The following is a 13,107-nucleotide window of genomic DNA, read 5'->3' as shown; positions in this document are numbered from 1 at the left end:
TAAAAACCCGGCTGGGCCGTCACCATCTTTGAGAGGGCGATTTCCCGCCCGCTTGCAGATGGTGACCGAGGTTTACCCGATGGCTTCCTCTCCCGCGCGCCGCAGGCGCGTCGTGACCCTCCTCGCGCTCGCGGCCTCGCTTGCCGTGGCGGCGCCCGTCGTCGAGGCGCGGCCGGGCGGAGGCGGATCGAATTTCGGCTCCCGCGGCTCCAAGACCTATGCCCCGCCCGCCGGCACGGCGACCTCGCCGGGCACGATGGGCGGCGCGCCGATGCAGCGCTCGCAGACGAGCCCCAGCCCCGGGATGAACAATCCCGGCATGGCGGCCCCCAACCGCCCGCGTTTCGGCGGCGGCTTCATGGCGGGCCTGCTCGGCGCCGGCCTGTTCGGCGCGCTGCTCGGGGCGGGCTTCTCCGGTGGCCTCGGCGGCATCGCCTCGTTCCTCGGGCTGATCCTCCAGATCGGTCTGCTCGCGCTGATCGTCATGTTCGCGGTGCGGTTCTTCCGCCGCCGCCAGCAGGGCGCGCAGCCCGCCATGGCCAACACCGGCGGCTATGCCCGCTCCAACCTCGACCCGAACGGCCCGCCGCAAGCGGGGTCAATGCCGGGTGGGGCGACGCAGAGCGGCCCGGTGCCGGGTGGTCCTGTGCCAGGTGGTCTTGGCGGCCTGAACCCGATGGGCGCCGGTTCCGCCGGAATGGCCCGTCCGCAGCCGATCCAGGTGAAGCCGGAGGACTTCCAGGCCTTCGAGCGGACCCTCTCCGAGGTCCAGGGCGCCTATGGCCGCGAGGACCTCGCCACCCTGCGCCGCATCGCGACGCCGGAAATGGTCGGCTATTTCGAGGAAGAGCTGCGCGCCAACGCCGCCCGCGGCGTCGTCAACCGCATCTCCGACGTGAAGCTTCTCCAGGGTGACCTGTCGGAGGCCTGGCGCGAGGGTCCGGTCGCGTACGCCACCGTCGCCATGCGCTATTCCCTGCGCGACGAGGTCTTCGAGCGGGCCACCAACCGCCACGTCGAGAACGGTGCCCAGGAGGCCAAGGAGTTCTGGACCTTCCTGCGCGAGCCCAACGGGCCGTGGATGCTCTCGGCGATCCAGCAGGGCCGCTGATCGTCCCGATCCTGCGCTGAATTCAGGGGCGTCCGGCGCGAGCCGGGCGCCCTTTTTCATGGGACCACGCCCGCGGATCGATGGCTACGGGGATGGCTGGGCCTCCGCGGCGCGTCCCGCCCCCTCCTCCACCGCCTCGCAGGTGAGCGGCGGCGGCGCCTCGACCCCGCGCCAGCGGCCGTAGCGCCAGGGGCGGTGCCAGGCCGCGCGCTCGGGAACGCGCGCGGGCACGAGGTCGATTCCGTGGGTGCCGAAGGGACCGCAGCGGCAAATCCGCGACACCCCCATCCAGCCGCCGGCCCAGAGGCCGTACCGCCGGATCGCCTCGTCGGTGTAGTCGGAGCAGGAGGGCCAGTGCCGGCACTGGCGCCCGACCAGCCCCGACAGGGTGAGTTGGTAGGCTCGGATGGCGAGATGCGCCGCGTGTCGGATCATGGGTGGTTCATGCGGCCTCGGGCGCGCCCGATCCCTTGCGGGCGGCGATGCGGTCGAGGGCGTCGACCACCGCGTCGAAGGTGAGGAGCGTCGAGGCGTGGCGGGCTCGGAACGCCCGCACCGGCTCGAGGACGGCGAGATCCGCCCATTTGCCGTCCGGCGCCGGGCCGTTCTCCTTCAGCATGGCCCGCATCCGCTCGCGCACGGCCCGCAATTCCGCGGCGCTCGACCCGACCACGTGGCGCGCCATCAGGGACGAGGAGGCCTGCCCGAGGGCGCAGGCCTTCACGTCATGGGCGAAGTCCGTGACCGTGGTGCCGTCCGGATCGGTCGCCAAATCGACCGTCACGGTCGATCCGCACAGCTTCGAATGGGCGGTGGCGGTGGCATCCGGCGCGGGCAGCCGCCCGAGCCGGGGAATATCGGCGGCGAGTTCGAGAATGCGGCGGTTGTAGATGTCGTCGATCATGACGGACCTTCTCGTCCGGGGCCCAGGCCAGAGGCGGGCTTGACGGACGTCTCAAGGAAACGTTGAGCCAGATACGCGCGCCGCGCATTGCGCGACGGCGCGAATGCGACGATATAGGCCCGACGAAGCCGTTTCGCGAGAATGGCACCATCGACCCCGGTCGCGCCCCGACCCAGGATTCGGTTCGGTCGAGGGCGTCGGCACTTCATACCGCAAGGCGCCGGGACGGATCGACGATGTACGCCAAGCCCGACAGCACGACCATGAAGGCCCGTGTCGCGAAGGCCGGAGATGCCATGGATGCCGCCCTCAAATCCCTTTCTTACGGCATGAGCGACGACGAGCGACGCCTGAGCGCCGTCGGCCTCGACGGGATGCGCGGCGCCAATGATCCCGGCCGTCCGGACATCGCCCCCAATATCGCTCCCTTGCCCGATTCGGCCCAGCGGGTGCCGAACGAGGTCGCGCTTGGCCGCCCGAGCCGCCAGGAGGCCGAGGCCGCGGTGCGCACGCTGCTGCGCTGGGCCGGCGACGATCCGACCCGCGAGGGTCTGATCGACACGCCCGCCCGCGTGGTGAAGGCCTACGAGCAGATCTTCGGCGGCTACCGCACCGATGCCGAAGTCCTGCTGGAGCGGGTGTTCGAGGAGGTCGAGGGCTATTCCGATGTCGTGCTCGTGCGCGATATCCCGTTCTATTCCCATTGCGAGCACCACATGGTGCCGTTCATGGGCCTCGCCCACATCGCCTATTACCCGACCAAGGGTGTCGTCGGCCTCTCGAAGCTCGCCCGTGTGGTCGATGCCTTCGCCCGCCGCCTCCAGACGCAGGAGACGATGACGGCCCAGATCGCCGACACGATCGAGAGCATCCTCCAGCCCCGCGGCTGCGCCGTGATGATCGAGGCGGAGCATCTCTGCATGGCCATGCGCGGCGTACAGAAGGCCGGCGTCTCGACGATCACCACCCAGTTCCGCGGCGTCTACCGGGACGACGCGAGCGAGCAGGTCCGCTTCCTGACCCTCGTGCGGAACAACAAGGGCTGACCGGGCCAGCATCGACACCATGACCGAGCGGTTCGAGACACCCGGCTCCCGCGCCGAGGTCGAGGAGGGCACCCACCTGACCCCGCGCTTCGGCCCGGACGGGCTGATCGCCTGCATCGCCGTCGATGCGCTGGACGGGCGCGTGCTCATGCTCGCCCACATGAACGCGGCCTCCCTCGCCCGCACCCTGGAGACCGGGGAGGCGTGGTACTGGTCGCGCTCCCGCGGGGAGCTCTGGCACAAGGGCGCGACCTCGGGGCAGATCCAGCGGATCGTCGAGATGCGGGTCGATTGCGATCAGGACGCGGTGCTGATCCGCGTCGCGGTCGGCGGGGATGGCGGCTGTTGCCATACCGGGCGCCGCTCCTGCTTCTACCGGAGGGTCGAGCTTGATCCCGCCCACGGTGCCGCCGTCCTGATTCCGGCCGATCCGTCGCGATGAGGCTGGAGGCGCTGCGTCCGACGCCGCCCCTCTTCCCCGATGGGGCCGTGGAGCCCGTGACGACGCAGCGGCGCGGACCGCGGATCGGCCTCGCCCTCGGCGGCGGCTCGGCCCGCGGCTGGTCGCATATCGGCGTGATCGAGGCGCTGGAAGAGGCCGGCATCTATCCCGAGGTGGTCGCGGGCTGCTCCATCGGCGCGGTGGTGGGGGGTGCCTACGCGGCGGGGCGGATCGGCGCGCTCAAGGACTTCGCGCTCTCGCTCACACGCCGCCGGGTCATGGGCATGATCGATCCGCGCCTGACCGGCTCGGGGCTGATCGCCGGGGAGCGCCTGCGCCGACGCCTCGCCCGGGAACTGACGGGCTTCGAACTCGAAACCCTGCCGCTCGCCTTCGCCACCGTCGCGACCGAACTCGGCACCGGACACGAAGTCTGGCTGACGCGCGGCTCCCTGGTCGAGGCCGTGCGGGCCTCCTACGCGATCCCGGGCCTGTTCCCGCCGGTCACCCTCGAAGGCCGGCTCCTCATGGACGGCACGCTGGTCAACCCGGTGCCGGTCCGCCTCGCCCGCGAACTCGGCGCCGATCTCGTGATCGGGGTGAACCTGAGCTGCGAGACCCGGCCCCGTTCACGGGTGATCCGCCCCGGCCTCGATCCGGTCGAGCCGATGCCGGCGGAGGCCGAGCCGGCCGAGGCGGCGATCGAGCGGACGCTGGAGGCCACGATGCGCCGCAGGGGACGCTGGGCGCTCCTGCGCGGCGCCGGACAGCGCATCATGGGCCGCAGGCCGCGATCGCACCCGCCCGAGCCCGCGGGCCGGACGGCGCCCGGCGTCGCCCGGGTGATGCTGGACGCGTTCAACATCACCCAGGACCGGATTTCCCGGGCGCGTCTCGCGGCCGATCCGCCCGACGTGACGATCCAGCCCCGCCTCGTGGCGTTCGGCCAGTTCGAGTTTCACCGGGCCGATTTCGGCATCGCCGCGGGCCGGGAGGCGGTTCGGGCCGCGATGCCGGAGATCCGCCGGACCCTGGCGAGCGCGGCGGCGCGCGGCTGACCGCGTCGGCCGCCGTCCGGACCCGAGATCGGCCGTCAGGCCATCGTGATGTAGTCGCGCATCGCCTTGTGCTCGGCCTCGACGGCCGCGATCCGGTGCTTGACCACGTCGCCGATCGAGACGACGCCGACGAGGCGTCCGTCCTCGACCACCGGCAGGTGGCGGAAGCGGCCCTCGGTCATCGTTTCCATCACGTCCTCGATCGAGGCGCGGCGGGTGCAGGTGACGACCTTCGCGGTCATGTAGCGGGAGAGCGGCTGGTCGACGGCCGAGGCGCCGTCGCAGGCGAGCGCCCGCATCACGTCGCGCTCCGACAGGATGCCGATCACGCGCCCCCCGGAATCGCTTACGATGAGGGCGCCGATCCGCTTCTCGGCGAGCATGTGGATGGCCTCATCGACCGTCCGGTTGGGCGACACGGTTTCGACGGCCGCGCCCTTGTCGGCAAGAATACGTGCAACGCTCATGAAACCCCTCCCTGATTGACGGCGCCGTCAGCCCCTCGACGCGAGCGCGGTGTCGGCCGGGTTGGCCGCGGTCACGTTATGGCGATTGTGTGGCGCCTTTGCCGCACTGGCAAGCGCCCCGCGCACAATAACGTGTCGGATGGGGAGGTGGTTTGGCAGAAAAATGCTTTCAGGCCGGGCGAAATCTCACCGTTCACCGCGCTCCGCGCCGCCGCGAGCGCGGCATGGAGCGTCCCGGCCGAGCCCGGCGAGGGCGGCCCCGCGCGGGGCCGCCCAGTCCGGTCCGATCAGAAACAGCGGCGCTTGCGCACCACGGTCGTGCGGCCGAAGGGTCCGCGGCGCTTGGTGATGACGGTGTCGCAGCGGGGGCCCCGGATCACCGTCCGGCGCACGACCCGGGCCGGCTGCACGAGCCCATCCGGCGCGCCCGCCAGGCCCGGAACGGCGCCCGGGATGGGAAGAGCGGAGGCCGGCGCGGCGGCGCCGAGCCCGGCGAGGGCGACGGCGAGTCCGAAGAGGGCAGCTCTCATGGTCGGATGGCTCCTGTCCGTTGCGAGGGCGGGCGGTGTCGCGCCCGCAGCGTGAACGTCCGGTTAATCCGATCCGGTCGAGCCCCGCCCGTCCGGGGTGACCGGACGCCGCACGCGTTGCGCCGCCCCAGCCCCTCGTCTAACCCAGGCCTTTGGAAGGCCCGCGTGACAGCATGACCATCGACACCTCGCACCACGACAAGATCCTGATCGTCGATTTCGGCTCGCAGGTGACCCAGCTGATCGCACGGCGGGTGCGTGAGGAAGGCGTCTATTGCGAGATCGTGCCGTTCACGAAGGCCGATGCGGCTTTCGCGGCGCACCGTCCCAAGGGCGTGATCCTGTCGGGCGGCCCCGAATCGGTGACGTCGGACCTGTCCCCGCGTGCACCCCAGGCGATCTTCGATTCGGGCGTGCCGGTCTTCGGCATCTGCTACGGCCAGCAGACCATGGCGGCCCAGCTCGGCGGGCAGGTCGAGGGCGGACACCATGCCGAGTTCGGCCGCGCCGAGGTCGAGATCCTGTCGGATTCACCGCTCTTCAAGGGCGTCTGGCACATGGGCGAGCGCTACCCGGTCTGGATGAGCCACGGCGACCGGGTGACGAAGCTGCCCGACGGGTTCACCACGATCGCCCTGTCGCGCAACGCGCCCTTCGCGGCCGTCGCCGATGAGGCGCGCCACTACTACGCCGTCCAGTTCCACCCGGAAGTGCACCACACCCCGCACGGGGCGCTCCTGATCCGCAACTTCGTGCGCGACATCGCCGGCTGCTCCGGCGACTGGACCATGGGCACCTACCGTGAGGAGGCCATCGCCCGGATCCGCGAGCAGGTCGGCACGGAGCGGGTGATCTGCGGCCTGTCCGGCGGCGTCGATTCCTCCGTTGCGGCGGTGCTGATCCACGAGGCGATCGGCGACCAGCTCACCTGCGTCTTCGTCGATCACGGCCTGATGCGCCTCGGCGAAGGCGACGAGGTCGTCCGCCTGTTCCGCGATCACTACAACATTCCGCTGGTCCACGTTCAGGCGCAGGACCTGTTCATCGGCGCGCTGGAGGGCGTCGACGACCCGGAAGTGAAGCGCAAGACGATCGGGCGTCTGTTCATCGACGTGTTCGAGGCCGAAGCCAAGAAGATCGGCGGCGCAGCCTTCCTGGCGCAGGGCACGCTCTACCCGGACGTGATCGAGAGCGTGTCGTTCTCCGGCGGCCCGTCGGTGACGATCAAGAGCCACCACAATGTCGGCGGCCTGCCCGAGCGGATGAACATGCGGCTCGTGGAGCCGCTGCGCGAGCTGTTCAAGGACGAGGTGCGCCTGCTCGGGCGTGAACTCGGCCTGCCCGAGGCCTTCGTCGGCCGCCATCCCTTCCCCGGCCCGGGCCTCGCCATCCGCTGCCCCGGCGTCATCACCCGGGAGAAGCTGGAGGCACTGCGCAAGGCCGACGCGATCTATCTCGACGAGATCCGCCAAGCCGGCCTCTACGACACGATCTGGCAGGCCTTCGCGGTGATCCTGCCGGTCAAGACGGTGGGCGTGATGGGCGACGGGCGGACCTACGACCATGTCTGCGCCCTGCGCGCCGTCACCTCGGTCGACGGCATGACCGCCGATTTCTACCCCTTCGACATGGCCTTCCTGGGCCGCGTCGCGACGCGGATCATCAACGAGGTCAAGGGCATCAACCGGGTGACCTACGACATCACCTCGAAGCCTCCCGGCACGATCGAGTGGGAGTGACGTCTCCCGTTCGGCGGACCCGCAGGGGGCGTTTGAAGGGAGCGTTCGAGGAGGGCGTTCGAGGGGGGGCCTGCGAGGCGCGTGAGCGGGACACACGGGTCTGCTCGGAGCGGTCGGGCTCGGCCTCCGCAAGCGCCGTCGACGAGGACCGGGGTGGTCCTCGTCGATCGATGTCATACGAAATCCGGTTGATCCCTTCGGGATGGCGGATTTGGGCTTCGCTCAAACGCCGCGCGGGCTTGCCTGATACGGACTCCGCTTTGATCGAGCGGAGCTCGGATCAGACGAGATCCCAGGGTTTCAGAACGACCTTGCCGGTGGTGAGGCGGTTCTCAAGGAGGCGATGTGCTTCGGCCGCGTGAGACAACGGCATCACCTTGCCGACATGGATCGAGAGCTTTCCGGCCATCAGAAAGCCGACCAGTTCGTTCAGCGTCTCGCTCATGAGATTCGGGACGGCCGCGTAGGCGGAGATGTAGATCCCGATCACGCTCTGGTTGAACGTCGTCAGCCGCCACGGATCGATCTGGGCGGACCGACCGCTGGATTGGCCGAGGAAGACCATGCGCCCGAACGGCGCGAGGGCATCGAGGGCCTCGTTCACGGTCTCGCCGCCGGCGGTCTCCATGATCAGGTCGACGCCTCGGCCGCCGGTCAGGTCCTTCACCGCCTGGGCCCAGCCTGGCGCGGTGTAGTCGACGGTGGCGTCGGCACCGAGCCGCTCGGCGATCGCCCGCTTCTCGGGCGTGCTCGCCGCGCCGATGACCATGCCCGCTCCGTAGAGCTTGGCGAGTTGCACGAAGAACGAGCCGAGACCACCGGCCGCCCCCTCGATCAGCACGGTTTCGCCCTCGGCCATCCGGCCGGATTTGCGCAGGGCGATCGCTGCGGTCAGGCCGTGCGCGACCAGGGCGGCCGCGTTCACCGCGTCGAAGCCCTCGGGCAGGGGAATGACCATCGCGGCCGGAACGGCGACATACTGCGCGTATCCGCCCGCGCCCGGTGTCGCCAGGACCGGCGTGCCGACCGCCGGCGCCGTCACGCCCTCACCCAGGGCAGCGACCGTGCCGGCAACCTCGATTCCCAGCGTGAACGGGACCGGCGAGGCCTCCGGATAATCGTCGCCGCGGCGGCGCATGACATCGGCATAATTCATGCCGGCGGCCTCGACCCGAATGAGGATCTGGCCGGGACCGGGCGTCGGATCGGGGACATCCTCATAGATCAGGACGTCCGGCCCGCCGGTTTCGTGGAAGCGTACTGCCTTCATGCTTGTCTCTCCCTTGGCATGATGCAGTCTCGAGGTATATGCTGGAAACTTAGTGTCAATTAGGCACTAAAAGCCGCTCAGGTATCTTCGAGGAAACCACATGGCCACCGAGACTTGCACCCTTGGCGACACGGAACAGCTGGTCCGCCTGGTCCTCGATCAGATCGCCGACAAATGGTCGATCCTGATCATCGCCGCTTTGTGCCGCGGACCGATGCGCTTCAATTCGCTTCGACGCGACGTGCATGGCATCACGCAGAAATCGCTGACCCAGGCGCTCCGGCGCCTCGAACGCTCCGGCATCATCGCCCGGCGCGTGATCCCCGTGTCACCCGTGGCGGTCGAATACAGCGTCACCCCTCTGGGCACGACACTGATCGAGCCGTTCCAGGCCCTGTTCCACTGGGCGAGCGTCCACAAGGAGGGCATCGAGGCGGCGCAGGCGCGGTTCGACCGAGAGGCCGGCGCCCTTGTCTCAGACGACGAGGCCATCGCTCTGCGTGCGGTCGGCTAGAGATGGAGCATCACCTGGGTGATCGAATCCGGGACGCGTCGCCGTGAGGCTGTTGCACAGCGACGTTTCTCCAAGGCGGGGCGCGCATCGCCCAAACCGAGGCTCTGAGCACGCTCCGTCCGGCCGCACCGGCGAGGAATGGACTTACAAATGATGGATTTCTGCCGCGCGCCGTGCGAAAAGCCAGTTGACATTTTTGATGGCACCTAACATTTATCAATTATGATGACGTTGATCATCAAAGGGATACGATGGCCGGGTCGGGGCTGCACCAGCCCTTCCCCGGGCGAGCCCCACCACCGCCAAGCGCGATGACGAAGAGATGACCCGCGTGAGCAGACAGCAGAAAACGGCGTTCCTGACCGGCGCATCGAGCGGCATCGGCCGAGCGGCCGCTCTGGCCCTGACGCAGGCGGGCTACCGGGTGATCGGCACGAGCCGCACGGCCAAGCCCGATGAGATCCGGGACGGCCTCCGGCTGATCGCCTGCGATGTCACGTCCGAAGCCTCCGTCGCCGCCGCCGTCGCCCAGGCCCATGCGGAACTCGGCCGCATCGATCTGCTCGTCAACAATGCCGGCTTCGGTATCCTGGGAGCGGCCGAGGAAAGCTCGATCGATCAGGTTCGGGCGCTGTTCGACACCAATGTCCTCGGCGTTGTCCGGGTGACGAACGCGGTGCTGCCGATCATGCGGGCTCAGGGCAGCGGACGCATTCTCAACATCGGCTCCGGTCTCGGTTTCATCCCAGCACCGTTCAACGCCCATTACGCGGCGACGAAACACGCGCTGGAAGGCTACTCGGAATCGCTCGACCATGAGGTTCGGAGCTTCGGCGTCCGTGTCGCGGTGATCGAACCGGGCACCACCAACACCTCGTTCGAGGCGAGCGCCGTTGCCGCCGATGCACCGCTGACCGATTACGACGGGCTACGCGGAAAATACGCTGTCGCCTATGCCAAGGCGATGAAGGCGGCCGACACGGCGCAGAGCGTGGCCGAGACGATCGTGCGGGCGGCAAGCGACGGGGCCCCACGCCTGCGCTACCCCTCCGGCAAGGCCACGCGCCAGGGCGCCTTCGCCCGTCGCTTTCTCCCGTCCTCGCTCTTCGACAGGATCCTGCACGCCCAGTTCGGCCTGAGCTAGCGCATCGGTGCGAGGGGGAACGCCGGCTCTCGGGAAAATTCGATGCGATCGAGGAAGTTCGGAAATCGTCCCGGGTCCGGTCTCGGGGACGCTTCGCTCAGGGCGCGCCCCGGCCGGTCCAAGACGGGGGGCGTGGCTGATGCGACGAAGGTCAGGCGGCGCGGTTGGGCGGCAGGACGAAGGTCCCGTGAAGACGGAACACCTTCGGCCAATGTTCGCGGTCGGCCAGGGCGCGCGCCTCGTTCAGCGATATCCGCATTGCCCGGGCCAGTTCCGACAGGCTCATCCACCCGCTCAACATCGACCCGTTCCCCCGATCCATTGTTATGCGAAGCTATCCAACGCCGCCCTAACGGAAGCTGAATGCCGCGGTTTCCTCCGAAGACGGATACCGTCACTCTTCACCGCGTGCAAAAGGAGAATTCGGTGCCCCCCTTCGCGACCCGCCAAGCCATGGTCGAGGCCATGCGGAGCCTGCTCTCGCTCGGCCTCAGCCAGGGCACGTCGGGCAACGTCTCGGTGCGTTGGGGCGACGGCCTGCTCGTGACGCCGTCCGGCATCCCCGCCGACACCCTCGCCCCCGACGACCTCGTCGCGATGGACATGGACGGGCGCTACGATCACCCGCTCGCCCCGTCCTCGGAATGGCGCTTCCACCGCGACATTCTCGCGGCCCGGCCCGAGATCGGCGCGGTGGTGCATGCCCACCCGCCCTACGCCACCGCCTTCGCGATCTGCGGCCGCGAGATCCCGGCGGTGCATTACATGATCGCCATGGCCGGAGGGCCGAACATCCGCTGCGCGCCTTACGCGCCCTACGGCACTCAGGCCCTGTCCGAACAGGCCCTCGCGGCCTTGTCCGGCCGCAGCGCCTGCCTGCTCGCCAATCACGGCATGATCGCCACCGGGCCCACCCTCCCGCGCGCTTTGTGGCTGGCCGTCGAGGTCGAGGCGCTGTGCCGCCAATACGCCCTCGCCCTGCAGGTCGGCACGCCCCTCGTCCTGTCCGACACCGAGATCGCGGAGACGGTCGAGCGCTTCAAGTCTTACGGCCCCCGGGACAAGGCCACGCCTTAACAACGCTTCCCACGACGCCCGATCCCCGAGACGTCTCCCTTCGGCCGCGTGGGCGCAGCGGGCGTCCGGGGCGAGACCCGAAACCGGCGGTTTTGCATCCCCGACATGGCAATGCTTCCCGCCCATGATTGAATTGCGTGCAAGTTTCAACTGAATTTGCACAAGTGGGGGAAATTCACCTTGCGAACAGCCCAGTCAAGCGGTAAATCATTACCGTCTCATCACAATAACTTCGTTCCCGTTCAAGGCCACGTCGTCACAGTGACGGGGCCTATGAAGGGGCGCTTGCGTATGCTTGGAGGATATTGACAATGTCACCTGAGGACGAACCCACAGGCAATTATGTTTCACTGACCGTCGACATTGTGTCGGCCTTCGTGAGCAATAATTCGCTTCCGGTGGGAGAGCTTCCAGGATTGGTTATCTCGGTGCACGAGGCGCTGGCCCGCCTGTCGGGCCGCGGGACGGAACCTGAATCGCCGCCGCTCACACCGGCCGTGCCGATCCGGCGCTCCATCACGCAAGATTTCATCATCTGCCTGGAAGACGGGAAGAAGTTCAAATCGCTCAAGCGGCACTTGCGCACCCGCTACAATCTCTCGCCCGACGAGTACCGCGCCCGCTGGGGCCTGCCCGACGATTACCCGATGGTGGCGCCGAGCTACGCGGAAACCCGCTCGCAGCTGGCCCGCACCATGGGTCTCGGCCAGCAGCGCCGCAAATGGCCGGCCAAGCCCCAGGCCTTGGAGGAGGCCGCGCCGCGACGCCGGGCCAGGACCAACCGGACCGCGGATGCCTGAGGCCTTGTCCACAGGGGATCCGGGCCTGCGCCGAAGGAGGGAGCCTTCTCTCCACAGCCCGGCCCGGCGCCGTTAGAGGTCGGGCAACTCCCGGCTGAAACAGTCCCGCCTCTGCCGGGCCGCGCGCCCGGCTTTGCGCGGGAGTTACGATGTCCGGCCGGTCGCCCACTGCCGTCCGCCTGTTCTGGACCCTCGTCGTCGGCTCCAGCGCGGGCTTCTGGTACGGAGCGCCGGCCTTCGCGGCGACGGGGACGGCCTGCCTCGCCATCCTGGCCCACCGCTTCGACCGCCCGCGCCGCTTCCGCGCCCTCGTGCGGCGGATCGCTCGACGCCACGGGTCGATTCTGGCCCTGCGCCGCCGCCAGGAGCGCTTCCGCGATGCCTACGGCAACACGATCGAGGATGGCTGGCGGCGGGAGCGGGCTTATTTCGTCGAGCGCACGGTGGTGCCGCTCCTCGAGGAGCGGGGCTTCGCGGAGGAGGCCGAGAGCCGCTTCGAGACGATGCTGGAGATCGTCGAGCGGGTCGCCTGCGCCCAGGTGCTGCCCGAGGCCTCGGACGCGCCGGAGGACGGCGTCGCCTACGAGCGCTTCTGCGCCGAACGCCTGGAAGAGGCGGGCTGGCGGGCACGGCCGACGGGGGCCAGCGGCGACCAGGGCTGCGACGTGATCGCCGAGCAGGCGGGCGTGCGCCTCGTGGTCCAGTGCAAGCGCTACGGCCGGCCGGTCGGCAACGCGGCGGTGCAGGAGGTGGCCGCCGCCGCCCAGCACTGGTCGGCCGACATGGCGGCGGTCGTGTCGAATGCCGGCTTCACCCCGGCGGCCCGCAAGCTCGCCGGCACCACCGGCGTCCTGCTGCTGCATCACGATGCCCTGGACGACCTCGAGCCCCGCCGCGAGCCGGGCCGCCGCCGAAAGCGGCCGGCCGAGGTCCGCTGACCCGCGCCCGACCCCGCGCGAAACCGCCGCGCGGCGCGCCCGACCGTCACGCCGGTCACCCGTGATC

At 69.3% G+C, this 13,107-nt stretch carries 16 protein-coding genes; 10 read left to right on the top strand and 6 right to left on the bottom strand.

Translation table 11 applies throughout. The features are described 5' to 3' along the window. The first annotated feature begins 79 nt into the window (after nt 1-79). Nucleotides 80-1,111 (top strand): TIM44-like domain-containing protein, encoded by a 1,032-nt coding sequence (locus LW587_RS07910; protein WP_232629043.1) that lies wholly within the window; start codon nt 80-82, stop codon nt 1,109-1,111. An 84-nt stretch (nt 1,112-1,195) separates the two neighbouring features. Here LW587_RS07910 and yidD read toward each other — a convergent pair whose 3' ends face one another. Further along, entirely contained in the window at nt 1,196-1,546 is a 351-nt protein-coding gene (gene yidD / locus LW587_RS07905) for a membrane protein insertion efficiency factor YidD (protein WP_232629042.1), read from the bottom strand. A 7-nt stretch (nt 1,547-1,553) separates the two neighbouring features. Next, nucleotides 1,554-2,015: an iron-sulfur cluster assembly scaffold protein gene (locus LW587_RS07900; protein WP_232629041.1), complete on the bottom strand. Its 462-nt coding sequence runs from the start codon at nt 2,013-2,015 to the stop codon at nt 1,554-1,556. A 236-nt stretch (nt 2,016-2,251) separates the two neighbouring features. Between LW587_RS07900 and folE the strand changes: the two genes are divergently transcribed. The 3 genes from folE to LW587_RS07885 are packed head-to-tail and all read left to right on the top strand — an operon-like array spanning nt 2,252 to nt 4,561. Next, nucleotides 2,252-3,061 (top strand): GTP cyclohydrolase I FolE, encoded by an 810-nt coding sequence (gene folE / locus LW587_RS07895; RefSeq protein WP_232629040.1) that lies wholly within the window; start codon nt 2,252-2,254, stop codon nt 3,059-3,061. Nucleotides 3,062-3,080: 19 nt separating this feature from the next. Further along, a complete protein-coding gene (gene hisI / locus LW587_RS07890) occupies nt 3,081-3,503 on the top strand; it encodes a phosphoribosyl-AMP cyclohydrolase (RefSeq protein ID WP_232629039.1) in 423 nt (140 codons plus the stop codon). Continuing rightward, entirely contained in the window at nt 3,500-4,561 is a 1,062-nt protein-coding gene (locus tag LW587_RS07885; RefSeq protein ID WP_232629038.1) for a patatin-like phospholipase family protein, read from the top strand. The genes hisI and LW587_RS07885 overlap by 4 nt, the downstream gene beginning before the upstream one ends. 35 nt (nt 4,562-4,596) lie before the next feature. On the opposite strand, the gene LW587_RS07880 is transcribed toward LW587_RS07885, so the two are convergent. After that, the gene (locus LW587_RS07880; RefSeq protein ID WP_232629037.1) at nt 4,597-5,028 is read right to left on the bottom strand and encodes a CBS domain-containing protein; all 432 of its coding nucleotides are present in this window, start codon (nt 5,026-5,028) and stop codon (nt 4,597-4,599) included. Nucleotides 5,029-5,315: 287 nt separating this feature from the next. Then, the gene (locus LW587_RS07875) at nt 5,316-5,558 is read right to left on the bottom strand and encodes a hypothetical protein (protein ID WP_232629036.1); all 243 of its coding nucleotides are present in this window, start codon (nt 5,556-5,558) and stop codon (nt 5,316-5,318) included. Between the two features lie 173 nt (nt 5,559-5,731). Between LW587_RS07875 and guaA the strand changes: the two genes are divergently transcribed. Then, the gene (gene guaA / locus LW587_RS07870) at nt 5,732-7,297 is read left to right on the top strand and encodes a glutamine-hydrolyzing GMP synthase (protein WP_232629035.1); all 1,566 of its coding nucleotides are present in this window, start codon (nt 5,732-5,734) and stop codon (nt 7,295-7,297) included. 280 nt (nt 7,298-7,577) lie between these two features. Here guaA and LW587_RS07865 read toward each other — a convergent pair whose 3' ends face one another. Continuing rightward, nucleotides 7,578-8,567 (bottom strand): quinone oxidoreductase family protein, encoded by a 990-nt coding sequence (locus LW587_RS07865; protein ID WP_232629034.1) that lies wholly within the window; start codon nt 8,565-8,567, stop codon nt 7,578-7,580. A gap of 100 nt (nt 8,568-8,667) precedes the next feature. On the opposite strand from LW587_RS07865, the gene LW587_RS07860 reads away from it, so the two are divergent. Together LW587_RS07860 and LW587_RS07855 are read left to right on the top strand one after the other, a co-directional pair. Next, on the top strand, nt 8,668-9,081 hold the full coding sequence (locus LW587_RS07860) for a winged helix-turn-helix transcriptional regulator (RefSeq protein WP_232629033.1): 414 nt from the start codon (nt 8,668-8,670) through the stop codon (nt 9,079-9,081). A gap of 322 nt (nt 9,082-9,403) precedes the next feature. Then, complete coding sequence (locus LW587_RS07855; RefSeq protein WP_232629032.1) at nt 9,404-10,225, top strand: oxidoreductase; 822 nt, start codon at nt 9,404-9,406, stop codon at nt 10,223-10,225. A gap of 151 nt (nt 10,226-10,376) precedes the next feature. Here LW587_RS07855 and LW587_RS24015 read toward each other — a convergent pair whose 3' ends face one another. Beyond that, complete coding sequence (locus LW587_RS24015) at nt 10,377-10,511, bottom strand: hypothetical protein (protein WP_269780307.1); 135 nt, start codon at nt 10,509-10,511, stop codon at nt 10,377-10,379. 140 nt (nt 10,512-10,651) lie between these two features. Here LW587_RS24015 and LW587_RS07850 point away from each other — a divergent pair, with 140 nt between their 5' ends. From LW587_RS07850 to LW587_RS07840, 3 genes are all read left to right on the top strand, one after another. Further along, nucleotides 10,652-11,302 (top strand): class II aldolase/adducin family protein, encoded by a 651-nt coding sequence (locus LW587_RS07850; protein ID WP_232629031.1) that lies wholly within the window; start codon nt 10,652-10,654, stop codon nt 11,300-11,302. Between the two features lie 311 nt (nt 11,303-11,613). Next, on the top strand, nt 11,614-12,102 hold the full coding sequence (locus LW587_RS07845) for a MucR family transcriptional regulator (protein WP_232629030.1): 489 nt from the start codon (nt 11,614-11,616) through the stop codon (nt 12,100-12,102). Between the two features lie 149 nt (nt 12,103-12,251). Then, nucleotides 12,252-13,040 carry a restriction endonuclease gene (locus LW587_RS07840; protein ID WP_232629029.1) on the top strand — a complete coding sequence of 263 codons (789 nt, stop codon included), beginning with the start codon at nt 12,252-12,254 and terminating at the stop codon, nt 13,038-13,040. Nucleotides 13,041-13,107: the final 67 nt, after the last annotated feature.

Origin of the sequence: Methylobacterium sp. Leaf118 (genome assembly GCF_920984675.1) — a bacterium.
In the GTDB taxonomy this organism is placed as follows: domain Bacteria; phylum Pseudomonadota; class Alphaproteobacteria; order Rhizobiales; family Beijerinckiaceae; genus Methylobacterium.
The sequence above is the reverse complement of the archived record's forward strand: the minus strand, read 5'-3'. Positions and strand labels throughout refer to the sequence as shown.